The sequence below is a fragment of the Aeromicrobium senzhongii genome (assembly GCF_014334735.1).
GTDB classification, from domain to species: Bacteria; Actinomycetota; Actinomycetes; order Propionibacteriales; family Nocardioidaceae; genus Aeromicrobium; species Aeromicrobium senzhongii.
This window is the reverse complement of the sequence record NZ_CP060587.1, coordinates 914,746-939,828: the sequence shown is the minus strand read 5'-3', so window position 1 is coordinate 939,828 and position 25,083 is coordinate 914,746. Positions and strand designations below refer to the sequence as shown.

Annotated in this window: 28 protein-coding genes; 7 read left to right on the top strand and 21 right to left on the bottom strand. The window is 72.6% G+C overall.

What is annotated here, in order from left to right; genetic code table 11:
- Positions 1 to 22 precede the first annotated feature (22 nt).
- From H9L21_RS04795 to H9L21_RS04770, 6 genes are all read right to left on the bottom strand, one after another.
- On the bottom strand, positions 23 to 574 hold the full coding sequence (locus tag H9L21_RS04795) for a nucleotidyltransferase family protein (RefSeq protein ID WP_255467334.1): 552 nt from the start codon (positions 572 to 574) through the stop codon (positions 23 to 25).
- The gene (locus tag H9L21_RS04790) at positions 567 to 1,394 is read right to left on the bottom strand and encodes an ABC transporter permease (RefSeq protein WP_222865855.1); all 828 of its coding nucleotides are present in this window, start codon (positions 1,392 to 1,394) and stop codon (positions 567 to 569) included. The genes H9L21_RS04795 and H9L21_RS04790 overlap by 8 nt, the downstream gene beginning before the upstream one ends.
- Complete coding sequence (locus tag H9L21_RS04785; protein WP_154595465.1) at positions 1,391 to 2,212, bottom strand: ABC transporter permease; 822 nt, start codon at positions 2,210 to 2,212, stop codon at positions 1,391 to 1,393. The genes H9L21_RS04790 and H9L21_RS04785 overlap by 4 nt, the downstream gene beginning before the upstream one ends.
- Positions 2,202 to 3,038 carry an ABC transporter ATP-binding protein gene (locus H9L21_RS04780; protein ID WP_154595466.1) on the bottom strand — a complete coding sequence of 279 codons (837 nt, stop codon included), beginning with the start codon at positions 3,036 to 3,038 and terminating at the stop codon, positions 2,202 to 2,204. Before H9L21_RS04780 ends, H9L21_RS04785 begins: the two co-directional genes overlap by 11 nt.
- Before the next feature lie 7 nt (positions 3,039 to 3,045).
- Positions 3,046 to 4,107 carry an ABC transporter substrate-binding protein gene (locus H9L21_RS04775; protein WP_154595467.1) on the bottom strand — a complete coding sequence of 354 codons (1,062 nt, stop codon included), beginning with the start codon at positions 4,105 to 4,107 and terminating at the stop codon, positions 3,046 to 3,048.
- A 130-nt stretch (positions 4,108 to 4,237) separates the two neighbouring features.
- Positions 4,238 to 4,714 (bottom strand): nucleoside deaminase, encoded by a 477-nt coding sequence (locus H9L21_RS04770; protein ID WP_154595468.1) that lies wholly within the window; start codon positions 4,712 to 4,714, stop codon positions 4,238 to 4,240.
- Positions 4,715 to 4,819: 105 nt separating this feature from the next.
- On the opposite strand from H9L21_RS04770, the gene H9L21_RS04765 reads away from it, so the two are divergent.
- Entirely contained in the window at positions 4,820 to 5,752 is a 933-nt protein-coding gene (locus H9L21_RS04765; RefSeq protein WP_154595469.1) for an XdhC family protein, read from the top strand.
- Here the strand turns inward: H9L21_RS04765 and H9L21_RS04760 are convergent.
- From H9L21_RS04760 to H9L21_RS04710, 11 genes are read right to left on the bottom strand one after another with little or no spacing between them, the layout of a single operon-like run.
- Positions 5,721 to 8,450 (bottom strand): molybdopterin-dependent oxidoreductase, encoded by a 2,730-nt coding sequence (locus H9L21_RS04760; protein WP_154595470.1) that lies wholly within the window; start codon positions 8,448 to 8,450, stop codon positions 5,721 to 5,723. The two genes, H9L21_RS04765 and H9L21_RS04760, sit on opposite strands and share 32 nt — an antisense overlap.
- Complete coding sequence (locus H9L21_RS04755) at positions 8,447 to 9,223, bottom strand: FAD binding domain-containing protein (RefSeq protein ID WP_154595471.1); 777 nt, start codon at positions 9,221 to 9,223, stop codon at positions 8,447 to 8,449. The genes H9L21_RS04760 and H9L21_RS04755 overlap by 4 nt, the downstream gene beginning before the upstream one ends.
- 4 nt (positions 9,224 to 9,227) lie before the next feature.
- Positions 9,228 to 10,070, bottom strand: a complete 843-nt coding sequence (locus H9L21_RS04750; RefSeq protein WP_154595472.1) for a MurR/RpiR family transcriptional regulator — start codon at positions 10,068 to 10,070, stop codon at positions 9,228 to 9,230.
- Complete coding sequence (locus tag H9L21_RS04745; protein WP_154595473.1) at positions 10,067 to 11,299, bottom strand: allantoate amidohydrolase; 1,233 nt, start codon at positions 11,297 to 11,299, stop codon at positions 10,067 to 10,069. The genes H9L21_RS04750 and H9L21_RS04745 overlap by 4 nt, the downstream gene beginning before the upstream one ends.
- Positions 11,296 to 12,510 (bottom strand): pyridoxal-phosphate-dependent aminotransferase family protein, encoded by a 1,215-nt coding sequence (locus tag H9L21_RS04740; protein WP_222865854.1) that lies wholly within the window; start codon positions 12,508 to 12,510, stop codon positions 11,296 to 11,298. Before H9L21_RS04740 ends, H9L21_RS04745 begins: the two co-directional genes overlap by 4 nt.
- On the bottom strand, positions 12,507 to 13,856 hold the full coding sequence (allB, locus tag H9L21_RS04735; RefSeq protein WP_154595474.1) for an allantoinase AllB: 1,350 nt from the start codon (positions 13,854 to 13,856) through the stop codon (positions 12,507 to 12,509). Before allB ends, H9L21_RS04740 begins: the two co-directional genes overlap by 4 nt.
- Before the next feature lie 2 nt (positions 13,857 to 13,858).
- Entirely contained in the window at positions 13,859 to 14,764 is a 906-nt protein-coding gene (gene pucL / locus H9L21_RS04730; RefSeq protein ID WP_154595475.1) for a factor-independent urate hydroxylase, read from the bottom strand.
- Positions 14,765 to 14,766: 2 nt separating this feature from the next.
- Complete coding sequence (uraH, locus tag H9L21_RS04725; protein WP_154595476.1) at positions 14,767 to 15,072, bottom strand: hydroxyisourate hydrolase; 306 nt, start codon at positions 15,070 to 15,072, stop codon at positions 14,767 to 14,769.
- The gene (uraD, locus tag H9L21_RS04720) at positions 15,069 to 15,560 is read right to left on the bottom strand and encodes a 2-oxo-4-hydroxy-4-carboxy-5-ureidoimidazoline decarboxylase (protein WP_154595477.1); all 492 of its coding nucleotides are present in this window, start codon (positions 15,558 to 15,560) and stop codon (positions 15,069 to 15,071) included. Before uraD ends, uraH begins: the two co-directional genes overlap by 4 nt.
- A gap of 48 nt (positions 15,561 to 15,608) precedes the next feature.
- Entirely contained in the window at positions 15,609 to 17,129 is a 1,521-nt protein-coding gene (locus H9L21_RS04715) for an AtzH-like domain-containing protein (protein ID WP_154595478.1), read from the bottom strand.
- Entirely contained in the window at positions 17,126 to 18,178 is a 1,053-nt protein-coding gene (locus tag H9L21_RS04710; RefSeq protein ID WP_154595479.1) for an acetamidase/formamidase family protein, read from the bottom strand. The genes H9L21_RS04715 and H9L21_RS04710 overlap by 4 nt, the downstream gene beginning before the upstream one ends.
- An 82-nt stretch (positions 18,179 to 18,260) precedes the next feature.
- On the opposite strand from H9L21_RS04710, the gene H9L21_RS04705 reads away from it, so the two are divergent.
- A complete protein-coding gene (locus H9L21_RS04705) occupies positions 18,261 to 18,932 on the top strand; it encodes a YoaK family protein (protein WP_255467333.1) in 672 nt (223 codons plus the stop codon).
- Here the strand turns inward: H9L21_RS04705 and H9L21_RS04700 are convergent.
- Positions 18,883 to 20,103, bottom strand: a complete 1,221-nt coding sequence (locus tag H9L21_RS04700; protein ID WP_154595480.1) for a DUF6544 family protein — start codon at positions 20,101 to 20,103, stop codon at positions 18,883 to 18,885. The two genes, H9L21_RS04705 and H9L21_RS04700, sit on opposite strands and share 50 nt — an antisense overlap.
- 140 nt (positions 20,104 to 20,243) lie before the next feature.
- Here H9L21_RS04700 and H9L21_RS04695 point away from each other — a divergent pair, with 140 nt between their 5' ends.
- Positions 20,244 to 21,080, top strand: a complete 837-nt coding sequence (locus tag H9L21_RS04695) for a sigma-70 family RNA polymerase sigma factor (RefSeq protein WP_154595481.1) — start codon at positions 20,244 to 20,246, stop codon at positions 21,078 to 21,080.
- A gap of 68 nt (positions 21,081 to 21,148) precedes the next feature.
- Positions 21,149 to 21,385 carry a DUF1059 domain-containing protein gene (locus H9L21_RS04690; RefSeq protein ID WP_154595482.1) on the top strand — a complete coding sequence of 79 codons (237 nt, stop codon included), beginning with the start codon at positions 21,149 to 21,151 and terminating at the stop codon, positions 21,383 to 21,385.
- 17 nt (positions 21,386 to 21,402) lie between these two features.
- Here the strand turns inward: H9L21_RS04690 and H9L21_RS04685 are convergent, their stop codons facing one another.
- Positions 21,403 to 22,059: a M23 family metallopeptidase gene (locus H9L21_RS04685; protein WP_154595483.1), complete on the bottom strand. Its 657-nt coding sequence runs from the start codon at positions 22,057 to 22,059 to the stop codon at positions 21,403 to 21,405.
- 119 nt (positions 22,060 to 22,178) lie between these two features.
- Between H9L21_RS04685 and H9L21_RS04680 the strand changes: the two genes are divergently transcribed.
- Entirely contained in the window at positions 22,179 to 22,805 is a 627-nt protein-coding gene (locus tag H9L21_RS04680; protein ID WP_154595484.1) for a maleylpyruvate isomerase family mycothiol-dependent enzyme, read from the top strand.
- A gap of 1 nt (position 22,806) precedes the next feature.
- On the opposite strand, the gene H9L21_RS04675 is transcribed toward H9L21_RS04680, so the two are convergent.
- Positions 22,807 to 23,415 carry a MerR family transcriptional regulator gene (locus tag H9L21_RS04675; protein WP_154595485.1) on the bottom strand — a complete coding sequence of 203 codons (609 nt, stop codon included), beginning with the start codon at positions 23,413 to 23,415 and terminating at the stop codon, positions 22,807 to 22,809.
- Positions 23,416 to 23,456: 41 nt separating this feature from the next.
- Here H9L21_RS04675 and H9L21_RS04670 point away from each other — a divergent pair, with 41 nt between their 5' ends.
- Positions 23,457 to 23,906, top strand: a complete 450-nt coding sequence (locus tag H9L21_RS04670) for a hypothetical protein (protein ID WP_230081292.1) — start codon at positions 23,457 to 23,459, stop codon at positions 23,904 to 23,906.
- 99 nt (positions 23,907 to 24,005) lie between these two features.
- Positions 24,006 to 24,245, top strand: a complete 240-nt coding sequence (locus H9L21_RS04665; protein ID WP_154595486.1) for a nuclear transport factor 2 family protein — start codon at positions 24,006 to 24,008, stop codon at positions 24,243 to 24,245.
- A gap of 4 nt (positions 24,246 to 24,249) precedes the next feature.
- On the opposite strand, the gene H9L21_RS04660 is transcribed toward H9L21_RS04665, so the two are convergent.
- The gene (locus H9L21_RS04660; RefSeq protein WP_154595487.1) at positions 24,250 to 25,077 is read right to left on the bottom strand and encodes an alpha/beta hydrolase; all 828 of its coding nucleotides are present in this window, start codon (positions 25,075 to 25,077) and stop codon (positions 24,250 to 24,252) included.
- Between the last annotated feature and the right edge of the window lie 6 nt (positions 25,078 to 25,083).

Genomic DNA, 25,083 nt, shown 5'->3' with positions numbered 1-25,083 from the left:
CGCGGGAGATGAAAGGTGAGACTCAGAGCAAATCTCGGGGGCGGTGGTCGATGTCGTCACCGCCGCCGAGTGCGCTGCAGTCCACCGACGCCGCGCCCAGCGCGGCCAGCACCTCGCCGGGCCGTCGGTCGTCGGTGAACACCGGCCAGTGCTGCCGGCCGATCACCACGGGATGGCCGGGCCGTCCGCCGTAGGTCGCCCGGGCGACCGTCGTGACGTCCGCTCCTGCCAGTAGGCGCGCCACGGACCGAGGTGTCAGATCCGGGAGGTCCACGAGGGTCACGACCGCGACCTCGGCACCGCACGCGGCGAGCCCGGCACGCAGGGACGCGGCCGGACCGTCCGCCCAGTCCCGTGCCAGCACCACCTCGGCGTGCGCAGGGACCAGGTGCAGTGCCGTCTCGGCCATCGCCCCGAGGACGACGACCACCTCGTCGCAGCCGCCCTCCACCAGGGTGTCGACCGCCCGCGCGCACCACGGCCTCCCGTCGGACGCTCGGGCGAGCGCCTTGGGCATGCCGTACCGGCGCCCCTCCCCCGCGGCCAGCACGATGCCGACCGACCGGTCAGGCACGGCCCGCGTCCTTGCCGTACCGCGCCAGCACGAACGTCTCCAGCACCTGCGCAAGCGTGTAGAGCAGCAGCGACACGAGCGTCACGACGATGACCAGCGCCCAGACCTCGTTGTTCTTGGACTGCCCGGCCGCGGACACCACGGCGTACCCGATGCCCTTCCCGGTGGCGAGCCACTCGGCGATCAGAGCGCCGGTGATGGCGCCCGGCACCGAGATCCGGATCGCCGCGAAGAGCGAGGGCAGTGCCGACGGGAACGAGACCTTGAACAGGACGTCGCGCTCACTGCCGCCGTAGACCTGCACGACGTCGTGCATCTGCTTGCTCGACGAGCGCAGCCCGAACACGATGCCGACGAGCGCCGGGAACAGCACGACGATGCCGCTCATCACCGCCACCGTCGAGATCCCCCGGCCGAAGATCAGCCGGATCACGGGCGCGAGGGCGATCAGCGGCACCGCGCGCAGGATCATCGCGACCGGCATGACCGTGGACTCGACGCCACGCGACAGCACGATCGCGCCGGCCAGCAGGATTGCCGCGAGCATGCCCGCGGTGAATCCGATCGCCGCGTCGCGCAGCGTCACCATCAGCTGCTCCATCACCTCGGAGCGGTGCTGGGCGGCGTCGTCGCCGGTGATCAGGTACTCGGCGACGTCGCCGGGACCCTTCGCCACGAAGGGGTTGTCGACCAGCCCCACGACCAGGATCCACAGCAGGTAGACCATGACGACGACCAGCAGGGCGTTGCCGAGAGCGCGGGCCACCCCGCGACCGATCGTCAGCGCGACGCTCTCGCGGACCGGAGCCGCCGCGCTCACGCCGTCCCTCCCCGGAGCCACGAGGAACCCGGGATCGACGTCCCCGCCGACCACGAGGCGAAGATCCGGCCGACCAGGCCCAGGATCGCGTAGGCCAGACCCGCGACCAGCGCGCAGACGAACATGATCCCCCAGGCGCGCTCGACGTCGAGGCTCTGCTGGGCGTTGACCAACGCCGGCCCGACGCCGCGGTCGAGGCCGCCGATGTACTCGCCCAGGATCGCGCCGAGGAACGCCGCCGGCGCAGCGACCTGCAGCGCCGAGATGATCGCCGGCACCGCCGACATGAGCTGCACCTTCGTCATCTGCTTCCAGCGTCCGCCGCCGTACACGCTGACGACGTCGAGGCTCGTCGGGTCGGCGGACCGGAAGCCGAGCACCGCCCCGACGACGGTCGTGAAGAACACCGAGACACCCGCGAGGACGACCGCCGTGGGCGACGGATCGGTGGGCGTCTCCGGCGGCCCCAGGATGATGTAGAGGATCGGGACGACCGCCACGACCGGGACGCAATAGCTGATCACCGCGATCTGCGTGACGACCTTCTCGAAGAGCGGCACCAGCAGCACCACGGCCGCGAGCGCCAAGGCGATCAGGTTGCCCCAGAAGAAGCCGATGGCCGCCTCGGTCACCGTGCCGGTGAAGTTGCTCCGGTAGAACTCGAAGCCGTCGTCGGCGAACCCGGTGATCACGCCCCACGGCGTCGGGATCGCCTTGTCCGCGAACACCGTCGCGGCGGCCACGGCCCACACCAGCACGATCGCCCCGAGACCGATCGAGCCGGTGAGGACGGTCCTCGTCCGGGACTCACTGGCCATCGGCGGCCACTCCGTGCGCTCCGAACAGCAGCTCCGAGGCCCGGTCGTGCAGCGCGTGGAACTCGGGCGTGCGCATCATCTCCGGCACGCGCGGGCGGGGCAGGTCGACGTCGATGACCTCGACGACCCGTCCGGGGCGCGCGCTCATCACCGCGACCTGGTCGGACAGGAAGATCGCCTCGGAGATGCCGTGCGTGACCATGAGCGTCGTCGCGGGCTTCTCGGTCCAGATCCGCAGCAGCTCGATGTTGAGCCGCTGGCGTGTCATGTCGTCGAGCGCACCGAACGGCTCGTCCAGCAGCAGCACCGAGGGCTTGACCACGAGCGCCCGGGCGATCGAGACGCGCTGGCGCATGCCGCCCGAGAGCTGCGCCGGCTTGGCCTTCTCGAACCCCTCGAGCCCGACCAGCTTGATCAGCTCGGCCACGAGCGCCTCGTCGGCCGTGCGGCCCGAGACCTCGAACGGCAGCCGGACGTTCGACAGCACGCTGCGCCACGGCAGGAGCGCCGAGTCCTGGAAGGCGATGCCCAGCTCGTGGTTGCGACGCAGCTCCAGCGGCGACTTCCCGTCGACGAGCGCCGTGCCGCTGGTCGGCTTCTCCAGACCCGCCAGGATGCGCAGGATCGTGGACTTGCCGCAGCCCGACGGTCCCAGCAGCGACAGGAAGCTGCCCCGGTCGGTGAAGAGGGTGGCGTCGTCCAACGCGGTGACGCTCTTGCGCCCCATCGTGAACGTCTTGGTCAGGTTCTGCAGGCGGACGCCGGTGCCGAGGGAGCCATCGGCTCCCACGGCACCGGACGCGGCCAGCACTTCGGGCGTGCTCATCGATCCGTCAGCCCTTGAGGTCGGGCTTCTCCTCGTAGAGCTCGTCCAGCAGCGACAGGTCGAAGACCTCGTCGGCCTCGACGTCGATGCCGGCACCGGCCAGCGACTTCAGGTTCTCGGCCAGCAACTCGTCGCTGATCGTGAAGATGCCGTTCGTCGCGGTCTCGTCGGTGTTGATGAGGTCCTCGCACTGCACGGTGTTCTGCTCGATCTCCTTGGGCAGCTCGAGCTTGAGGTCCTTGCCGTACTCGTCGACGGCGAGCTTCGCGCCGGCCTCGAGGTCCGCGCACGCGTCCTTCCAGCCCTTGATCTCGGCCTCGAGGAACGCCTTGACCATCTCGGGCTCCTCCTCGATGGTCTGGTCGGTCGCGATGATCGACTCGGCGACGAACGGCAGCCCGTTGTCGGCGAAGGGCAGGTTGGTGACCTCGATGCCCTGCGACGCGACCAGAATCGACTCGTTGGTCAGGTACGCGACGAACCCGTCGACCTCCTTGTTGACCAGCGGCGCCGGGTCGTACTCGACGGGGACGATCGTGACCTCGTCCTCCTTGATGTCGTTCGCGGACAGCAGCGCCTTGAACAGGATCTCGTTGCCGCCGGCCTGCACGCCGATCTTCTTGCCCTTGAGGTCGGCGGGGGTCGCGATGTTGCCCGTGTCCTTGCGCGACAGGATCGTGAAGGGGTTCTTCTGGTAGGTCGTGCCGATGATCTTCAGCGGCGCGTCCTCCTGCGTGATCACCTGGGCGGCGGTCACGGCGTTCGTCAGGCCGAAGTCGGCCTTGCCCGACGCCACCAGGTTCTCGGTCGCGCCCGGGCCGGCGTTGAGCTTCACGCTGGAGAAGCCGGCGTCGGCGAAGTAGCCCTTGGAGTCGGCCATGAACTCACCCGCGAACTCGGCGTTCTTGACCCACGACAGCTGCACGGTCAGCGCGCCGAAGTCGGCCTCTCCACCCGAACCCGAACCCGAGTCCTCGGAGTCGGAGCCGCACGCGGCCAGAGTGAGTGCTGCGGCCGACAGCGCGACGGCCCACCGCGCGCCATGACCTCGACGGAACGACATCTTCATGGTGTGAACTCCCTAGTCCGAGCGACCTGTTCGACCGCTGCGACGAAACCCCCGTGTCAGGCCGTGACGCTATGAGCGGTTCGTTTCACGTCTCGACGCAGCCGATTACGTGGGCGTTAATCCTCGGCGGTCAGTAAGGGACGCGGTCGGCCTTGGACAGCCACGTGGTGAACGGTCGCTCGGCGTCGGCCGGACGGGCCTCCACCACCGCCGTCGGCCACGTCGACCGATCCCGGGCGAACAGGTCGTAGAACTCGCGATCGTCGAAGCCGCCGCGCGCCGCGTCGTCACGGTCGGCGGCGTAGACGACCCGGTCGACCCGGGCCCACAGCGAGGTCGCCAGGCACATCGGACACGGCTCGCACGACGTGTACAAGGTCAGTCCTGCCAGCGAGAAATCGCCGATCTCGCGGCACGCGGCACGGATCGCGACCACCTCGGCGTGGGCGCTGGGGTCGACGTCCGGGGTGACCCGGTTCCGGCCCGTCGCGATCAGCTCGTCCCCGCGGACGACCAGGGCGGCGAAGGGCCCGCCGCCGGCGTCGACGTTCTCGACGGCGAGGTCGATCGCCGTCCCCAACCACCGGATGTCGTGCTGTCGCGTCATGGAGCTCCTTCGGGACGGGGCGGACGGTCATCGTCGCAAGCGGGTGTTTCCTGTCCGTTTCGTCGCCGTCCCCCGCATGAAACACGCGTCTCTTAGTGTCGCCCCATGCTGCAGATCGCCACCACCCTTCGAGCCTGGTCGGCCGAGGGCCGCCGGGTCGCGGTGGCCACCCTGGTCGCCGTGGACGGCAGCGCCCCGCGGGGCGTCGGCGCCGCCCTGGCCGTCGACGACACCGGTCGCGTCGCCGGCAGCGTCTCGGGCGGGTGCGTCGAGGCCGACCTGGTGGCGGAGTGCGAGCAGGTCCTCGCGGGCGGACCGGCCCGACGGCGCCGCTACGGCGTGGGCGACTGGCTGGAGCCGGGCCTGATGTGCGGGGGCACCGTCGAGGTCCTCATCAGCGACGTCGCCGCGCTCGACGACGCGGCCTGGCACCAGGTCGAGCGCGCCGCCGCCGGGTTGGACGCGACCCTGTCGCTGGACGCCCTCGGCCGGGGCTGCGCCGACGACCCGGTGGTGACGCTCTCCGTGCGCCGGCCACGCCACCTCGTCGTCGTCGGCGCGGTCGAGTTCGGTGTGGCACTGGGCGCCCTGGCCGCGCGCACCGGCTTCGCCGTGACCGTCCTGGACCACCGCGCCACGTTCGCGACGAAGGAGCGCTTCCCCGACGCGACCGCGGTCGTCGTCGGCCCTCCCGGCGCGTGGATCGCCGAGCGGGGCTGGGCGCCCGACGACGCGATCTGCGTCCTGGGGCACGACCTCGGGCACGACACCCCCGCGATCCTCGCCGCACTGCGTGCCGGCGCGGGGTACGTCGGCGCGATGGGCTCGCGCGCCACGCACGAGCGCCGGGTCGAGGCGCTCCGCGAGCTGGGGGCCACGACCGCCGAGATCGCGCGGCTGCGCTCGCCGATCGGGCTCGACCTCGGCGGCTCGACGCCCGAGCACACGGCCGTGGCCATCCTCGCCGAGGTCCTCGCCGTCCAGCACGGGGCGACCGGTCTCCCGCTCAGTCGGACCGGCGGTCCCCTGCACCGCTGACCTGCTGCGCCAGTCGCCACACCCGGTCCCGGGTCATCGGCAGCTCCCTCGGCCGCACGCCGATCGCCTCGGTGATCGCGTTCGCCAGCGCGGGGGCCACAGGGTTGTAGGGCGCCTCGCTCATCGACTTCGCCCCTCGCGGGCCGAGTGCGTCGACGGTCTGGGCCAGGAGCACCTCGGTGTGCGGGACGTCGGCCATCTGCGGGACGCGGTAGTTGCGGAAGGTCCGGGTGACCACGATCCCGTCGTCCACCACGATCTCCTCCTGCAGCGCCGAGCCGATCCCCTGCGCCACGCCGCCCTCGATCTGGCCGCGCAGCTGCTCGGGGTTGATGACCACACCCGCGTCGGCGGCGTGCACCGACTGCAGGATCCGGACCTCGCCCGTGGCCGGGTCGACGGCGACCCGGAAGCCGTGCACGTTGAACGCGACCGACCGCGGCGTGCCGTCGTGGCTGCCGTCGGCAGTCAGCCCTTCGGGCGCGATCCGCGCGAACGGCACGAGCGTCCCGTCCGGCAGCAGGACTCCGTCTCGACGGATCGCGCAGTGGCCGCTGTCGACGCCCGCGGCCCGTGCCGCGAGGGTCAGGAGCTCCGCGTGCAGGCGCTCGGCCGCGGTCTGCACGGCGCGACCCGCGACCACCGAGCCCGTGGACCCGAACGCGCCCGTGTCGTAGCCGGAGGACGCGGTGTCGCTCTGCAGCACCCGGACGCGGTCGGGCGTCGTGCCCAGCTCGGTCGCGACGAGCTGGACGTGCACCGTCGTGGTGCCGTTGCCGAACTCGGCCGTGCCCACCGCCACCGTGTAGACGCCGTACGGGTCGACCGAGACGGTGACGTGCGAGAAGTGCCCGCGCGGCGGGATCGTCGCGATCATCGCCATGGCGACGCCGCGGCCGGTGGGCCATCCCGCGGGCGCCGGGAGGCCTCGTCCGGACGCCAACGCCTCGTCCACGAGGTCGATGCACTGGTCCAGGCCGTACGAGCCCCCGTACTGCAGGTCGCCCTGCTCGGCCGACGTCACGACGAAGGGATCGCCGGGCACGACGGCGTTGCGGCGACGGAGCTCGAGCGGGTCGATCCCCAGCTCGCGCGCCAACTCGTCCATCGCCGACTCGAGTCCGAACATCACCTGACCCAGCCCGTAACCGCGGAACGCACCTGAGGGCAGCTGGTTCGTGTAGACCGCCTCGGCGTCCACCCGCTTGTTCGGGCAGCGGTACTGCGCCACCGACTCGTGACAGCCGTGGAACATCACGCCGATCGCGTGGTTGCCGTACGCACCGGTGTCGGTCAGGACGTCGAGCTTCATCGCGACCAGGTGGCCGTCGGCGTCCGCGCCCAGCGCGACCTCGACCCGCATCGGGTGTCGGCACGGCACGATCGTGAACTGGTCCTCACGGCTGAGCTCGTACTGGACCGGACGCCCGGTGCGCAGCACCGCCAGCGCGATCAGGTCCTCGACGAGCAGCTCCTGCTTGCCGCCGAAGCCGCCCCCGACGCGGGCGGCGATGACCCGCACCCGCTCGGCCGGCAGGTCGAACAACCGGGCCAGCTCGGCCCGCACCAGGAACGGCACCTGCGTGCTGGTGCGCACCACGAGCGTGCCGTCGTCGTCCAGCCAACCCAGGCCGCCGTGGGTCTCCAACTGGGCGTGCGAGACCCGTCCGGTCCGCCACGTGCCCGACACCGTCGCGTGCGCCGAGGCCAGTGCCGTCTCGACGTCCCCGTGCTCGTCGTGCAACTGGGCGACGACGTTGCGGGACGGGTCGGCGACGCGGGACTCGGCCGGGTCCTTGTCACCGTGCAGCACGGGGGCGCCGGGACGTCGCGCCTCCTCAGGGTCGAAGACGGCCGGCAGCGGCTCGTACTCGACCTCGACCAGCGCCAGTGCGGCCTGCGCCAGCGCGACGGTCTCGGCCACCGCGACCGCGACCCGCTGCCCGTGGAAGCGCAGCACCGGGTCGAGGATCCGCGTGTCGTCCGGGTCGTCGAGCCGGTTCTCGTGACGACCGGTGGAGTACAGGACGCCCGGGACGTCGTGGTGCGTCAGCACGAGGTGCACGCCGTCGAGCGCGGCCGCGCGGCGCGCGTCGATGCTCACGATGCGGGCGTGGGCGTGCGGACTGCCCAGCACCGCCACGTGCAACAGGCCCTCGGGGGCCGGGAGGTCGAGCGTGTACGGCTCCTGTCCGCTGACGATCCGCTCCGCCGCGGGCGACCGCGTCGACGTGCCGAAGGCCTGCCCGTCCTGCGGGGTCTGCACGTTGACGTTCCCCACGAGGGCATCGTGGATCGCGCGGTATCCCGTGCAACGGCACAGATTGCCCTTCATCGCCCGGCACCGGGGCTCGCGGTCCTCCAGACCCTCGTCGAGGGCCGCGGCCGTGACGACCATGCCGGCGGTGCAGAACCCGCACTGGAACCCGGCCGCGTCGACGAACCGGCGCTGGACGTCGTGCAGCGCATCCGGCGCACCGAGGCCCGCGACCGTGGTGACCTCGTGACCCACGGCTCGCACGGCCGGCGTCACGCACGAGTGCACGGCCTTCCCGTCCAACAGCACCGTGCAGGCGCCGCAGTCCCCGGCGTCGCAGCCCTTCTTGACCTCGGTTCCCCCGTGCTCGCGCAGGAACGTGCGCAGGCACTGGCCCGGCCGGGGCGACGTGTCGACGGGGGTCCCGTTGATGCGGGTCATGACAGCTCCTCGAGGATCTCGTGCACGCACCGGCGGGTCTGGGCCCGGCGCCAGTCCGGGGCACCGTGGGGGTCGTCGTACCACCGGCCGACCAGGCCCAGGACCTCGTCGACGGAACCGCGATCGACGTCGAGGACCCACGGGCGCCGGGTCGCGCCGGTGATCGTCACGAGGACGCGGTCGCCCACGGACCGGCCGATGACGACACCGCCGGACCGGCCCATGTCGGTGAGCGCGAAGCGCCGGAAGGCGGCCGGACGGGCGAGCACCTCGCGGTCGATCTCGAAGGACCGCACCACCTCGCCGGGGGCCAGGGAGGTCCGCCGCACCCCGCGCACCAGGTCGGCCACCGGTTCGCGGCGCTCCCCCGCCGTCCCGAGCACGACCGCCGTGGCACCCAGTCCCGCCAGCAGCGACGTCATCGCACCGGCCGGCAGCGCGAGGCAGACATTTCCGCCCACCGTCGCCGCGCCCCAGATCTTGGTCGACATCACGAGCGACTCGGCGCACGGGCGCGCGACCGCCCACGCCGGCAGGTCGGACGTCTCCGCGCGCTCGACCAGCTCGGCGACGGTGCAGGTGGCCGCGATCGACACCCCGGTGGGTTGCTCCTCCCATGCCGGCCAGCCCAGAGCCGTCAGGTCGACCAGGCCGCGCACACCGGGCTGCGGCTCGGAGAACAGCCAGGTGCCGCCGGCCACCCACGTCTCGCCCGGAGCCAGGCGCAGGTCGGTCCCGGCCGCCCGGAACGTCTCGACGGTGTGCAGGTCCATCAGGTCACCCGGCCTCGATCTCGCCGACGAGGCGGTAGGACGCGTCGATCGCCGCCGCCCGTGCCGTGGCATCGGGGCCCACCCGGTCCAGCACGCGCGCCGACAGGGCCGCCACGACGCTCATCGCCGCCGCGTAGCTGTCGAACGCGGTCTGGGTCGACGCCCCGCACTCGATCCAGACGTCGCCGTGGCGCGCCAGCCGTCGCCCGGACGGGTCGCCGAGCAGCACGACCGGTGTGCCCTCCTCGCGCAGCAGCCGCAGCAGCCCGGGCACCTGCGGGGGCCGCCGCCGGAACGCGACCACCACGGCGGCGTGTTCCGGCCCGAGACCCACGAGATCGTCGGACAGCGACTGACCCGGCGCCGGCGAGACACGCACGCGCGCGCGTGCCTGGCCCAGTTGCTGGGCCAGGTGGAGCGCGACCGGGTAGCTGTTGCGCAGCCCGACGACGGTGACCGACGCGCTGGCCGCCAGCAGCTCCGCCGCGCGCTCGATGGCCGGCTCGGCCGTGTGCAGCACCCGTTGCAGGTGCTCGGTCTCGGCCCTGACGTGGTGCTCGACCGAGGGAGCACCGTCGACCGTGACCGGCACGCCCGAGCTGCGCATCGTGCGCAGCTGCTCGCGCACCTGCGTGAAGTCGTCGTAGTCGAGCCGGCGGAAGAGCCGGCTCATCGTCGCCTTGGAGACGCCGGCCAGCTCGGCCAGCTCGGCCGCGCGATAGATCGCCAGGTCGTCCAGGTGGTCCAGCAGGGCATCGGCCGCCCGGCGCTCCTGGGGCGAGAGCGTCGGGTAGCGCTCCGCGATCCGCGACTCGATGGGGCGCACGTCCGACGTGTCGGTCATCATCCCTCCACCCGCTCGGCCACCGCGAGCACGGCCCGCTCCAGGGCGTCGAGGGCCCGCGCGACGTCGATCTCGCGCACGTCCTCGTCCGGGTGGTGGCTGATCCCGTCGTGGCAGCGGACGAAGAGCATCGCCACGTCCGTGACCGCGCCGATCGCCATGGCGTCGTGGCCGGCCCGGCTCCACAGCCCCATCGGGTCGGGGTCGGCCGCCGCGGCGATGCCCTCGACGATGGCGTCGGTCAACCACGGCGCACAGGGCATCGCGGGGGCGCGATGGGTCTCGACGACCGTCAGTCCGAGACCGCGCGCGTCGCAGATCCCCTGCAGCTCGACCTCCAGTCGCTTCCACATCGCGTCGCGGTCCTCGTCGGTCGCGGCCCGCAGGTCCAGGGTGAAGTCGGCGCGGCCCGCGATGACGTTGACCGCCCCGGGGTGCGCCTCGATCCGGCCCACGGTCGCGATGCACCCCGAGGGACGCACCAGCCGCTCGACCGCGGTGATGCACTCGGCGGCACCCACCAGGGCGTCCTTGCGTCGCTCGTAGGGCGTGCCGCCGGCGTGCCGGGCCTGGCCCAGGACGCTGATCACGAATCGCCGCGCGCCCGCGATCGCGGTGACGTAGCCCAGCGAGGCGTCCGCCTCCTCCAGGTACGGGCCCTGCTCGATGTGCGCCTCGAGGTAGCCGACCAGCTCCTCGGGGCGACGGGCCGCCTCGCCGACGCGATCGGGGTCGAGCCCGAAGTCGGCGAAGGCCCGCCGCAGGGTGGTGCCGTCCGCGTCCCGCAGCCGCCACCAGGCGGGATCCCACGTGCCCGCCACGGCGCAGCTGCCCAGCAGGGCCTTGCCGAACCGGGCTCCCTCCTCGTCGCCGAACCCGACCACCTCGAGCGCGAAGGGCAGGTCCCCGACCCGATCGCCCAGTCGCTCGGCCACGGCGACGGCCAGAACCACCCCGAGCATCCCGTCGTAGGAGCCCGCGTCCGGCACCGTGTCGAGATGCGAGCCCAGCAGCAGCGCGGGCAACCCCGGCGCACGGCCCTCGCGCCGGCCGTACTGGTTCCCGGCCGCGTCCTGCCACGTGGTCAGCCCGGCCCGGGTCATCCACCCGGCCACGAGCGCGTTGGCCGCCGCGTGCTCGGGCGTCAGGTGCACGCGCTCGAGGTGCGTGGGATGTGCGGAGTGCTGGTCCAGCTCGGCACAACGGGCCAGGACCTCGGCGGCGGTCGTCATGCGTAGACCTCCTGCGCCGCACCGACGCCGCCACCGGCCGTCACCGGGACCCCCGCCGCCCGCAGCACCTGCTCGAGCGCGGCCAGGGTGACCAGCACGGCGTCCTTGCGGGCGTTGTGGCCCATGGTGCCGATCCGCCAGACCTTGCCGTGGAGCGGTCCGAACGAGGTCCCGATCTCGATCCCGAAGTCCTGCAGCAACGCCGCGCGGGCGCCGTCGCCGTCGACTCCCTCGGGGATGTGCACCGCGACGACGTTGTGCATCTTGTGCGCGACGTCGCCGAACACCTCCAGGCCCAGTCCCCGGACGCCGGCCAGCATGGCGGCACCGTGCAGGCGGTGCCGCTCCACCGCCACGTCGAGACCCTCGTCGACCAGCAGCCGTGCGCACTCGCGAGCCCCGTAGAGCATCGTGGTCGCCTCGGTGTGGTGGTTCAGCCGGCGCGGGCCCCAGTAGTCCATGATCTGGGCGAGATCGAGGTAGTTCGAGGCGATCGGCACACCGTGCCCGACGTCCTCGGGCTCCGCGATCCCGGCCTCGACGTGACGCCGTCCCTCGATGACCCGGACGGCACGCTCGCCGATCGTGATCGGCGCGCTGCCCGCCGGCCCGCCGAGGCACTTCTGCAACCCCGCCGTCGCGACGTCGACCCCCCACGCGTCGACCTCGAACCGATTGCCCCCCAGGGTCGCCGTGGCATCGCAGTACAGCAGGGCGTCGTGGCGCCGGCAGATCTCGCCCAGGTCGTCGAGCGGCTGGCACATCGTGGTGGCGGTGTCGCCGTGGACCACGGCCACCACCTTCGGGCGCACCGCCGCCACGGCCTCCTCGATCAGCTCGGGCGTGAACACCGTGCCCCAGGGCGTCTCGATCGTGTGGACCTCGGCACCGCAGCGCCGGCCGATCTCCGCCAGCAGGTGACCGAACCGCCCGAACACCGGAACGAGCACTCGGTCACCGGGCTCGAGCAGGGAGACCAGCGCGGCCTCGATGCCGGCGCGCGACGTGCCGTCGACGAGGAAGGTCTGCTTGTTCTGGGTGCGGTAGACCCGCCGGTAGAGCTCCATCGTCTCGTTCATGTACGCCGTCATCGCGGGGTCGTACTGGCCGACCAGCTGGGCCGACATCGCGCGCAGCACGCGTGGGTCCGCCGTGATCGGGCCAGGCCCCATCAGCAGTCGCGGCGGCGGATTCACGGGCAGGCTGGTCATCGGTCGTCTCCGAGGTCGGGTCGGGACACCAGGCGCCCGAACGTGGGATCGAGGTCGTGCCCCGCGACGAGGCGGCCGCGCAGGACGGTGCTGGTGACCCGGCCGTCCAGGCGCATCCCGTCATAGGCCGAGATGGGGTTGCGGTGCGCCAGTCGCTCGGCGTCGACGTGCCAGGTCGCGGCCGGGTCGTGGATCGCCACGTCGGCATCGGCGCCCACCTCCAGACGACCCTTGCGGTCGAGGCCCACCAGGTCGGCGGTGTTCCGCGACATCCACCGGCTGACCCGGTCCGGGCCGATGCCACGCCGCGCCGCCTCGTGGGCGACCGCGCCGAACCCGACCTGCAACCCCGAGACGCCACCCCACGCCTGCTGCAGGTCGCCGTCGCCGCGGCTCTTCTCGGCCGCCGTCGAGGGTGAGTGGTCGCTGACGACGCAGTCGATCAGGCCCTCGTCCAGCGCCTGCCACAGTGCGTCGCGGTTCCCGCTGTCGCGGATCGGCGGGCAGCACGCGAACTCCGGGGCCGCGTCCGGGATCTCCTCGGCGCTGAAGCACAGGTAGTGCGGGCAGGTCTCGACCGTGAGCCGCAGCCCTTCGGCCCTGGCGTCGGCGATGACATCGAGCGCCCGGGCGCTCGACAGGTGCAGCACGTGCACCCGCGCCCCGGTCTCGCGCGCGCCGTCGATCACCTGCCGGATCGCCGCGACCTCGGAGGCGTCCGGGCGCGAGGCCACGAAGTCGCGGTAGGACCGGCTGGAGAGGGCTGGCGTCTGCGCGAGGATCGCGGCGTCCTCCGCGTGCACGATCATCAGCCCGTCGAACCGGGCGACCTCGCGCAGCGCGGCCAGGAACTCGTCGCGGTCCAGCGGCGGGAACTCCTCGACACCGGACGGCGACAGGAAGCACTTGAAGCCGAAGACGCCCGCCTCCCACATCGGCTCGAGGTCGGCCACGTTGCCGGGCACCGCACCGCCCCAGAAGCCGACGTCCACGATCGACTGCCCCTGCGCCGCCCCGCGCTTGAGCTCGAGGCTCTCGACCGTCGTGGTGGGCGGGATCGCGTTCAACGGCATGTCGACGAGCGTCGTCACACCACCCCGGGCGGCCGCCTCGGTGGCGGACCGGAACCCCTCCCACTCGGTGCGACCCGGCTCGTTGACGTGGACGTGCGTGTCGACGACGCCGGGCAGGACGAACGTGCCGTCCGGAGCGTCCAGCACGGCCCCGTCGACCACCTCGCCGAACGGCTGGACCGCCGCGATCCGGCCGTCGCGCAGCAGCAGCGTCGCCGCCCGGAACTCACCGTCGACCAGCACCTGGCGGCCACGGATGGCATCGAGCCGCATGCTCAGCAGAACCCCGCCACGGTGGCCCAGGCCCGGGGCGCCTCCGGGGCGCCCTCGCGCTGGACGGTCGCCTCGATCAGTCCGTAGGGGCGGTCGGCGGCGAAGAACACCTCGTTCGGGTTGTCCAGGCCGAACGGCGCCAGGTCGACGAGGAAGTGGTGCTTGTTGGGGCACGAGAGCTTGACCTCGGCGACCTCCGGGAACTGCTCGAGCACCGCACGACCCATCGCGAAGATGGTCTGCTGCAGGGCCAGCGAGTGCAGTCCCGCGAAGGTCTCGAGCATGGCGTCGCGGATCGCCGCGTAACGCTCGTTCCAGTCACCGAGGTCGGCCGAGGTGTACCGCCACCACGCCGTCACCGAGGTGGCCAGGATCCGGTCGTCGGTCTCGGCCAGGGTCGTGTACCGGTCGCGTGGGAAGCCGTGGAACTCCGAGCCCGTCGTCTTCATGACCGTGCAGTCGGCGAACCCGGCGAGCACCCACGTGTCGGCGCCGTCCGTCTGCACGAGCGTCGTGCGGACCTCGCGTCCCTCACGCAGGAAGGCGTGGTCGTGGGGCCGACCGTCGACCGCGATCCGGTCCCAGGCGTACAGCTGGGACTCCCAGCGGCCGCCGGTCACCTGCTCGAAGCCGTCGACGAAGTGCCGGCCCAGCGTCGTCAGGAACTGCTCGGGCGAGCCGATCCCGTGCTCGCGGGCGAAGGCGTAGACCGTGTTCTTCTGGGTGTCGGTGGCCACGACGTGACTGTTGTCGCCCGCCGTGTGGCAGTCGGCGAAGTCGCCGCGCAGCTGGGTCGTGACGTTGAGGTCCTCGACGCGGTGGACGTCGGTGTCGCGCGTGACCCGGACCAGCCGGACCTCCGCCTTGCCGTACTGGTTGGGTCCCAGGACGATGTCGCCGTGCGCCATGCTCAGCTCCCTCGGTAGGCGGTGTAGGAGAACGGGCCGAGCAGCAGGGCCACGTGCAGGTGGGGACGATCGGGCTCGACCTCGAACGTCAGCTGGACCGACGGGAAGAACGTGTCGCGGTACTGACCGGCGAACCAGTCCCCCGTGGCGTACTCGAGCGTGTGGGCTCCCGCGGCGAGATCGCCGTCGAAGGCGATCCGGCCGTCGGCGTCCGTCTCGAGGGTCCGGGCGCCGTCGAGCGTGACCGTGATCGCGGCGGCGGGCCGGCCGCGGGCGGAGTCCAGGACGTGGGTGGACAGGGTGGTCATGAGAACGATCCCTTCAGCCGCAGCGCGGCGATCTCGCGGAGCTGACCGGCGGTGACCGCCAGCTCGGTGTCGGGGTCGTTGCCCAGCCGGCGCTCGAGCTGCTCGAGGATCTCCTCGGCGTCACGGCCGGCGGCCCGGACCAGGAAGATGCGGCCGAAGCGGTCCTCGTAGCGTCGATTGCCCTCGGCCAGTCGCGCCACCGTGTCCGTCGAGCGGTCGACGCCCGACTGCTCCTGCTGCGACAGGCCGGCGCCGGCACCCGAGCCGGGGTGGCGCTCGCCGATGCGGGGGTGGTCCGCCAGGGCCTCCTCCACCTCGGCCGCGCCCCACCGGGCGCTCAGCGCGTCCGCCCGGTCGAGCAAGGCGTCGAGGCTTCCGTACGGTCGGCCCGCGACGACGGCGTCGACCCACGACTCGACGGCGGCGCACGCGCGAACGAGCGCTGAGGCGGCGGCCGGGTCGGCCTCGTCGAAGCGGGTGAGGTCCATGCGCCCTGACGCTAGGTGGGCGGTGTTACGCGAGCTGCAACGATCGTTTCAGGGGCGTAAACGTTGTGCGTGATCGACGGCGAACGCCAGCAGGTCGCGGTCGCGGCCCGGCGCGGCGATCAGGCTCACCCCGCACGGCAGCCCTTCCTGCGTGGTGGTCGGGATGCTGATCGCGGGAAGGCCCCCGAGTCCTGCCAGGCAGGTCAGGCGCATCGTCGCATCGCGCACCCGGCCCGGATCCGAGCCCAGGACCGGGGCGACCGAGGACGCCGAGGGTAGGACGACGACCCGGTCGCCGACCAGGTCGCGGATCGCCTGTCGCGCCTCGGCCACCCCGGTGGCGGCGGCGGACGCCTCGTCGGGAGTGACCTGCGCGGCGGCCTCGAACCGACTCCGCACGTCGGGTCCCAGCACGTCGAGCCGGTTCCGCAGCCACGACCCGTGCGTGGCCCACGCCTGCGCCGCCTGGTGCACGCGGAACGCCTCGCGCCAGGACTCCAGATCGGTCAGGTCCCACGACTCCTGCCGGGCCGACTCGCCCTCGGCGAACGCCGCGACGGCGTCGGCCACGTCCGGCTCGGCCAGGGCCCAGAGCTCGGGGACGGCGACGACCTCGCGCACCGGCCGCGGAGCCGTGTCGGGCAGCAGCACTCCACCGACCCGTGCGAGCAGCTCCGCGTCCCGCGTGAGCCAGCCGACCGCGTCGAAGGCGGGCGCCAGCGCCATGGCCCCTGCCGTCGGGACGGCCCCGTGGGTCGTCCGCAGCCCGTACAGCCCCTGATAGGCCGCCGGCACGCGGATCGAGCCACCGGTGTCCGTGCCCAGGCCGATCGTCGCGTGCCCCAGCGAGACCGCGCTCGCCGAGCCGGAGCTCGATCCTCCGCCGATCCGCCCCGGTGCGCGCGGGTTGGGCGGCGTGCCGTGGTGCGCGTTGGTGCCGGCCAGGCTGTAGGCGAACTCGTCGGTGCGCGCGATGCCGCGCACCGCGGCGCCTCCTCCGGTCAGCATGCGCACCGCCCACGCGTCCGACGGCTCGACCCGGGCCTGGTCCAGCCACGCCGGGTTCCCCGCGCCGACCGGGTGTCCCGCGACGGCGAAGAGGTCCTTGACGGCGACGGTCTCGCCGTCGAGCGGCCCCGAGCCCGTGGGCCGCGCCAGCGGGTCGCCGACGACGCGCCAGACGCGCGAGTCGAATGCCGGGGCGGGCACGGCCACGTGGGCGGCCATGACCCGCCACCCGTCGACGCCGCGTCGCCAGACCTGGGTCTGCTGACCGCGGCCCCCGCGTTCCAGTTCGGTGATCGCGACGACGAGCGCATGCGCAGGACTCAGCGACCGGACGTGCACCTGCAGCACCGAGCGGGCCGGTGCGCCGCCGCGTCCGCCGCGGAACCGGCTGATCTGGTCGTGACCGACGAGCAGCCCGGCCGCGTCGCCGCGCAGGGTGTCGTGTCCCTGCGCGAAGAGCCGGTCGAGCATCGCGAGGTCGTCGGACATCAGGGCGCGCTCATAGGCCCAGAAGGCGTCGAGCAACCCGTCCGGCGCGGGATCGCCGAGTACGTGGGTCATCGGAAGTCCTCCAGCCGGATCCGTGCGTGCACGCCTTTCACGAGATCCACCACCTGGCTGATGTTGAAGTCCGTCGCGGCGCTCAGGTACGCGTAGGCGTGCGCCGGATCCATCCCGTACCGCGCAACCAGCAGGCCGATCGCGGCCCGCACGCAGTTCTGCACCGCGACGTCGAGATCGGGGTCCATGCCGGTGGGCACGAGGAACTCGCTGGTCCGGGCCAGCGGGCCAGCCACCTCCCCGAACTCGCGCAGCGCGTCCTCGCGAGCGACGACGTCGAACCGGATCGTGGCCCGCAGCGAGGCCTCCATCGCCGTCAACGCCACTTCTCCGTCGCCCTGCGCGAAGTGGGGATCGCCCACGTACGCGAGTGCGCCGTCGACCTGGACCGGCAGGTAGAGCGTCGATCCCGCGGTCAGCAGGTTGATGTCGATGTTGCCCCCGTGCGGCCCCGGCGGGACGCTGTGCGGCCGCGCGTCCCCGGCGACCGCCACCCCCATGATCCCCAGGAACGGCGCCAGCGGGAACCGCACGGTGCGGGCGTCGTCCGGCCCGTAGGCGATGTGCCCGTACCCGTCCTCGGCGCGGGCGAACACGCTCATCACGTCGCCCGTGGCGGGGTACTCCCCCGGCAGCGCCCCCCGTCCGTGACGGTTCGAGACGACCCCGTACGGCACGCGGGGCACCGCGCCGACGACGGTCATCGCCAGCAGGTCGCCCACCCGGGCGCCGCGGACGGCCACCGGTCCGGTCACGACGTGCGGGCCGTCCACCCCGAAGGTCCGCGGGACGTCGGCGCGGGCCAGCGCCACGGCGTCGTCGAGCACGTCCACGCCGTGCCGCTCGAAGAACGCGCGAGGGTCCCGGCCCTGGTCCTCGAGGATCCCCTCGTGGCTGATCGTGTCGAACACGACCGTGTCACCCGGATCGACGGTCAGCACCGGCCGGTCGGCCGCGCACGGCAGCCGACCCCACAGGACATGGTCGAGGGAGGCGGGCAGGTAGGTCGTCCTGCCCGTCAGGCCGACGCCGGTGTGCAGGACGGTCATCCCGCGAGCGTAGGCAGGTCGTGTAACGCCGCCGTGACGCGTCGATGACACTCCGGTCGCCGATGTGGACCATGATCGAGAGGTGATCCGACGCCTGCCCGCCGAGCGCCAGCACCTCATCCTCATGCTGGCGCTGACGTTCTCGACCGGCATGATCGACGCCGTCGGATACCTCGGACTCGATCGGGTGTTCACCGGGAACATGACCGGCAACGTGGTCATCCTGGGCATGGGCCTCGCGGGCGCCGAGGACCTGCCGGTGCTCGGCCCAGCGCTCGCGCTGATCGGCTTCCTCGTCGGCGCGGCATTCGGTGGGCGCGTGCTCAAGGGCGCAGCCAAGGGCTGGTCAAGGCGCACCACCGTGCTGTTGGTGCTGGTCGGCGTGGTGATCATGGGACTGTCGGTGGCGATCTTCCTCGACCCCGAGCCCACCCGGCCCGTGGCGTTGACGCTCAGCACCCTGCTCGGCACCGCGATGGGGGTGCAGGCCGCCACGGCACGCCTGATCGGGGTCAAGGACGTGACCACCGTCGTGATCACCTCGACGCTGACGGGACTGGCGGCCGACTCGGTGCTGGGCGGCGGCACGGGTGCCGACAGCGGTCGCCGGTCCGCGGCCGTGCTGCTCATCCTGGCCGGCGCCGGAACCGGGGCAGCCCTGCTGACGTGGCATCTGGGCGCCGGACTCCTGGCCGCGGCGCTCATCACCTTGCTCGTCGCGGCCGTCGGTGCGCGGTCTCCCCGGACCGACTGACGCGCTCCGGCGTCAGCCCTTGGAGCGCGGGACCGGCGGCGGCGCCGGTCTCCACCTCGTGCACGTTGTAGGTGATCTCGTCGTACTCGAGCTCGATGTAGGTGAACCATCCGTCCGGCCCCAGCCAGCGCGCGGCTCCCCGGGTCAGCACCCGCAGGCCCTCCACGTCCCGGTGGGTGCGCAACGGGGTGGACCAGGTCTGCGGGGTGAAGGAGCGGCCGTCGGCCGAGGCCCGCGACCGGTCGTCCGAGACGAAGTCGACGAGGTCGTCGCGCTCGTCGAACGTCAGGACGGCCGACACGCTCTGGGTTCCCAGGGTGAACACACCGCGGACCTGCCGCTTGCCGACGGAGGTCCACGTGATGGGAGCGTCGACGATGGCGCCCGGCGCGAGGACCACGAGGTCGTTGAAGACGGTGACCGTCTCCGCGCGGTCCATCTCCGGCCCGGCCGCGTCGGTCACCGTGACCAGGGACAGCACCTTGGCCCGCATCGTGGCCCGCCCGTCCGCGAAGCAGTGCAGGACCGTGACGGGCACGCCCGAGCGGGACGCGATCATGAGGAACGTGCGTGTCGGGTGGTCGCCGAACGTGTTCACCTGCCGGCCCCGGAACGGCATCCACTCGCCGTCCGGGTCGCTGCGGATCCGGCCGTGGAACCGGGCGTGGAGGGTCGCCTCCCGCGGCTCCCCGTGCCGCAGCGAGCGGCGGATGTACGCCGCCAGCGGCTCGGGCAGCCCGGCCAGCTCGTCCTCGGTCAAGGGCCTCGGATCGGGCGCCACCGAGGCGAGCGCCTCCTTGGACCGCCGCCGCCACTGGGCCCGGAAGCTGGGCGGCCCGCGCAGCAGCAGCGAGTACACCGCGACGAAGATCAGCAGGACGTTCACCAGGGTGCCCGACTTCGAGACGCTCCAGGACGTCATGATCGCCGCCTCGGACGTCACGGCGGCGACAATCGCCAGCAGCCACCACCAGGTGGGGGCGCCGAGGGCGGCGAGCAGGGCGGCCGCCAGCAACAGGATCGCCGCGGCCAGCCACAGGACGCCGAGGCCCGGGGACCGCGCGAGCATGGGGTCGTCGACCCACCCGAACCGCTGGGCCGCAGCCAGCAGATGAACGAACCCGTGCAGCACGAGGATCGCCACCACAGCCCAGCGAAGAAGATTCGTCATGACCTTCTCCCCCTCCCCCTGGTTCCACTGTGCTCCCGTGCGGGGCCTTGCGAAAGTTCACCGCGACGGCGGCGTCCGGTCACACCAGGGCCGTCCCGATCGTCAGAGGGAGGACCAAGGGACGTGGAAGGGTGAGGACCATGCAGCAGGACGAATGGTTCGAGGCCGAGCGGCCGCGTCTGGTGAGGATCGCGAGCCGGATGCTCGGCGACGCGAGCGAGGCCCAGGACATCGTGCAGCAGGCGTGGCTGCGCTGGCACGGGACCGATGCCGAGATCGAGAACCTGCCCGGCTGGCTGACGACCGTCACGACGCGGCTGTGCCTGGACCGGCTGCGGTCGCGCACCCCGGTGCCGGTCGACGACCTCGATCCCGGTGAGACCGTCGGCGACCCCGCGGACGACGTGACCCTGGCCGACACCGTCGGGGCCGCGCTGAGTGTCGTCCTGGATCGGCTCAGTCCCGGCGAGCGCGTGGCGTTCGTGCTGCACGACTCGTTCGGCTACGAGTTCACGACGATCGCGGAGCTGCTGGACACGACCCCCGCGGCCGCGCGCAAGCTGGCGTCCCGCGCCCGGGCGAAGGTCCGCCAGCCCTCCCCCGAGGACCGCCTGGCCGACTGGGAGGTGGTCGACGCGTTCATGGCCGCGGCGAAGAACGGGGAGTTCGAGCGGCTGCTGCAGCTGCTGGCGCCGGACGCCACCGTGACCGCCGACCGCGCGGCCATCCTCGTGGGCACTCCGGAGCACATCGAGGGCCGCGACGAGGTGGCGACCTTCTTCAACGGCAGCGCCCACGCCGCCCTCCCGGTGTTCGTCGAGGACCGGCCCGCCACGGCCTGGTTCCACCTCGGCCAGGCCAGGGTCGTCTTCGACTTCACCGTCGAGGACGGGCAGGTCACGGCGATCACGTTCCGCGCCGAGCCCGACGTGCTCGCCCACGTCGTCCGCCGCGACGGAGCGGACCCGCGCGGCTGAGGCCGGTCACACTTCACCCACCCCGATCGTCATCAGGACACAGCACGGCACCGGAAAGAGGAGAAGCCATGAAGACCATGACCTGTCGCCAGCTCGGCGGCCCCTGCGAGCTCGCGCACCGCGGCGAGACCGCCGACGACGTCATCGCCGCCCAGGACCAGCACCTCAAGGACGCCGAGAAGGCCGGCGACGCGACCCATCAGGAGGCGCGCGACGCGATGAAGGGCCGTTGGCGCCACCCCAAGAAGTCGCTCGGTTGGTACAACGACATGAAGAAGTCGTTCGCCGGGCTCCCCGAGGACTGACCGGGCCACGCCCCGGGTCACGCTCCCGCGCGGACCCGGACGATCTCGGACTCGGCCGGGAGGGTGGGGCCGTCCGGGCCGCGGAATCTCAGCGGGAGGCCCCGTGCGGTGTCCCACGCGAGGCTGTCGGTCACCTGGAGGTGCACGTGCGGCTCGGTGCTGTTGCCCGAGTTGCCGCAGGCGCCCACGACGTGGCCCTCGGCCACCTCGTCACCGACGGCGACCCGCACCGAACCGCGCCGCAGGTGGGCGAGCAGGACGAACGGGCCACCCTCCCCCGTCGCGATCACCACGTGGTTGCCCGCGATGGACGCCGCACCGGCCCGCACGCGCCGCGCCTGCGTGAGCGCGTAGCCCAGCAGGAACGGTGCGGATCGCCGCGCCTCGTGGTCGGGCTCGCCGTCGTGGGCCACCACCACCCGGCCCGGACAGGGCGCCAGGATCGGCGCGCCGAACCCCACGAACGCCTCGGGCGGTTCGGTGGCCACCGCCGCCCGCCACGACCATGGCGCCGACCGGCCCTGCTCGTCCACGGCGACGAAGTCGATCGCGTAGGTCGTGCCCATGAGGTGGGTGCCGTGGCTCGGCACGCGTCGCGCCGGGCTGTTGCGCGCCTGCCAGCGACCGTCGAAGGGGTAAGCGAGCTCGAGGGGCGCAGGGGAACCGTCGGCCATGGCTCCCACTCTGGCACCCGCGTGGCACCCTGCGGGACTCCCGCGACCTGGTCGTGCGCAGGCGTCCCCGGCGACGTCTAGCGTGAGGCATGTTCCTCCCCCGAGACGCAGGAGTGCAGATGACCGACGTGTGGCCGCTGGTCCACGAGCAGCGCCGAGCCCTGATCGCCGATCTGGAGCAGGTGTCGCCCGCGGCGTGGGACACGCCCTCGCTCTGCCCGGGGTGGACCGTCCACGACGTGGCCGCGCACCTCGTCGACAGCGCGCTCACGACGCGCCGGGGATTCGCCGTGGCCCTGGTCCGTGCCCGGTTCGACTTCCACCGTCTCAACGAGCGCGGCGTCCAGCGGCGCCGGGGCCGGACGCCGACCGAGACCCTCGACAGGCTTCGTGCCGCCGCCGACAACACCGCGACACCGCCGGCGCCGCTGGACAGCCGGCTCGTCGAGGAGGTCGTCCACGGCGAGGACATCCGCCGGCCGCTGGGCATCGAGCACGTCTACCCGCAGGAGGCGGTGCTGCGCGCCATCGGCTCGCAGGTGCGCACGCCGGGATCCCTCGGTGGGGCCAAGGACCATCTGTCGGCCGTCAGTGTCGCCGCCACCGACGCCGAGCTCGAGTTGGGCGACGGTCCCGTCGTGAGCGGTCCGGCGCTGTCGGTGCTTCTTGCGCTCTCGGGGCGCACGGTCGCGCTCGACGACCTCGACGGCGCGGGCGTCCCCGTGCTGGCCGCGCGTCTGACCTGAGTCACGACGGCTCTGCCGACACCGCCTCGTGTGCCATCCGGCGCAGCGTCGTCAGGACGGGCTCGTACAAGAGCGTTCCGACGACCAGCTTCTCGGCGGCGACGATCGGGTCGGTCTCGGCCATCACCGACGGGACGTCGACGGCCGCCACGATGTCGACGGCCTCGGCATAGGCGTCCAGGATCTCGTCCGTCGCCGGCATGCCGAGCTCGCCCACGGTGTCCAGCGCGGCGGCGAGGACCCGGCGGTGCGGGCTGTCGGGTTCGATGTTCCAGCCGTGCCGAGCGATGAGCGCATGGACCTGGTCGAGCGCCTCCGGGGTCGGCTCGTCCGGACCGGGTGCGGAGAGCGGCCACTGCGCCGCACCCCGGGCGTCGTGCTCCGAGCCCGCGGCGTCCAGCGCCGCGACCACCACGCGGACCTCGTCGAGCGACAGACCGGCGACCTCGGTCAGCGCGCGGACCAGGCGCAGACGGCGCAGGTGCGTGTCGTCGTAGCGGGCCCAGGTGCTGCCCTCGGTCTCTCCCGGCGGGACGAGTCCGGACCGCAGGTAGTACTTGATCGTGGCGGTGGGCAGGCCGCTGCGCGACGAGAGTTCGGCAAGACGCATACCGACATCTTGACAGATGGGATAGCCAAGGTCTCCAATAAATGGGAGAGCACAACTATCTGAAACTGGTGATCGACATGGAGCCGTTCCTGTCCTCCGAGTCCCGCGACCTGGCCGGGATCCTGCTCCTGGCGCTCGTCACCGTCGAAACCGGCGGTCTCTACCTCCTGCGCATCGTCAGCGGCCGCGAGTCGGTCACGCCGTTCCAGGAGAAGTTCGCCCGCGCCGGGCACGCCCACGCCGGGGTGCTCCTCATCCTGGCTCTCGTGTGCCAGCCCTTCGTCGATGCGACCGACCTGACCGGCGGGTGGGCCTGGCTGGCCCGCAGCGGGGTCGCCGTCTCGGCGCTGCTGATGCCGGGCGGGTTCTTCTTCGCATCCATGGGCCGAGGCCGCACCGAGCCGAACCGCTGGATCGCGCTCGTGCTGCTCGGCGCGCTGCTGCTCGCCGTCAGCCTGGCCACGCTGGGCATCGGACTGCTCACGGCCTAAGTCGCGCCAGACCGGTTGCCGCGACGACCCACCCTCTGCGACCGTTCGTGCAGTCGGCGGTCCGCCCGGCCCACCTCCACGACCGAGCAGGAGTGCGTGATGGCTGAGTTCGTCCCCGCGGTCGGGAACATCCTGAGCCTCATCGAGCGGCGGGACTGGGACCGCCTCGCCGCGTCCCTCTCCCCCGACGTCGTCTGGGTGACCGCGGTCGAGGAGCGTCTGCACGGACCCGACGAGGTCATCGCGGCGTTGCGCGAGGACCCGGTGCCCGGTCCCCCGGCGTTCCACGAGGTCGGCGAGGACGGCCGGCTGACCCACTGGGTCGACAAGATGGGCTGAGCCCTCACCCCACGCGCTCGGCCAGGCGCAGGACCGCGTCCGCGACCTCGGGTCCGAACATCACGGGATCGTTGTGGTCGCCGGTCAGCACGAGTCGTTCCGCCAGCACGCGGGTCTCGTCGGCCACCCGCACGCTGAGGCTCGTCGGCACGACGGAGTCGCGATCGCCGTGGATCACGGTGACCGGGACGTCGCTCGCGGCGAGGTGCTCGACGACCGGGAAGCGGTCCCGCAACAGCCACCGCACGGGCAGCCACGGGTAGTGGTGGGCGCCGACGTCGGCGAGCTCGGTGAACGGCGAGCGGAGCACCACGCCCGCCGGCGTGGTCCGGGCCTGCAGGGCGGCGACGACACCGGTGCCGAGGGACTCGCCGAAGAAGATCGTCCGCGCCGGCGGGTAGCCCAGGTCCCGGAGCGCCTCCACCGCCGCGTCGGCGTCGGCGGCCAGGCCCTCCTCCCCCGGCGTGCCGGGATTGCCGCCGTACCCGCGGTAGTCCATCAGCAGGACGGCCAGTCCGCGCCGGCTCAGCTCCTGGGCCAGCTCGGCCCGGCCGGCGCGGTTGCCGCCGTTGCCGGGCGCGAAGAGCACGGCCATCTCCGTGTCCCCACCGACGGGCGGCACGAACCAGGCAGCCAGCTCGAGCCCGTCCTCGGTGCTCAGCGTGACGTCACGCCCACCCGCCACGGCGTCGGCCGCCGCGGGCACGGGTGACGCGTCCGGGAAGTAGATCAGCTGACGTTGCAACGCCCAGAGCACGGCGACCCCCGTTCCGACGACCAGCACCAAGACCAGCAGGCTCCGCGCGAGCACGCGAGGGGTCGGCCTGGTCATCCCTCA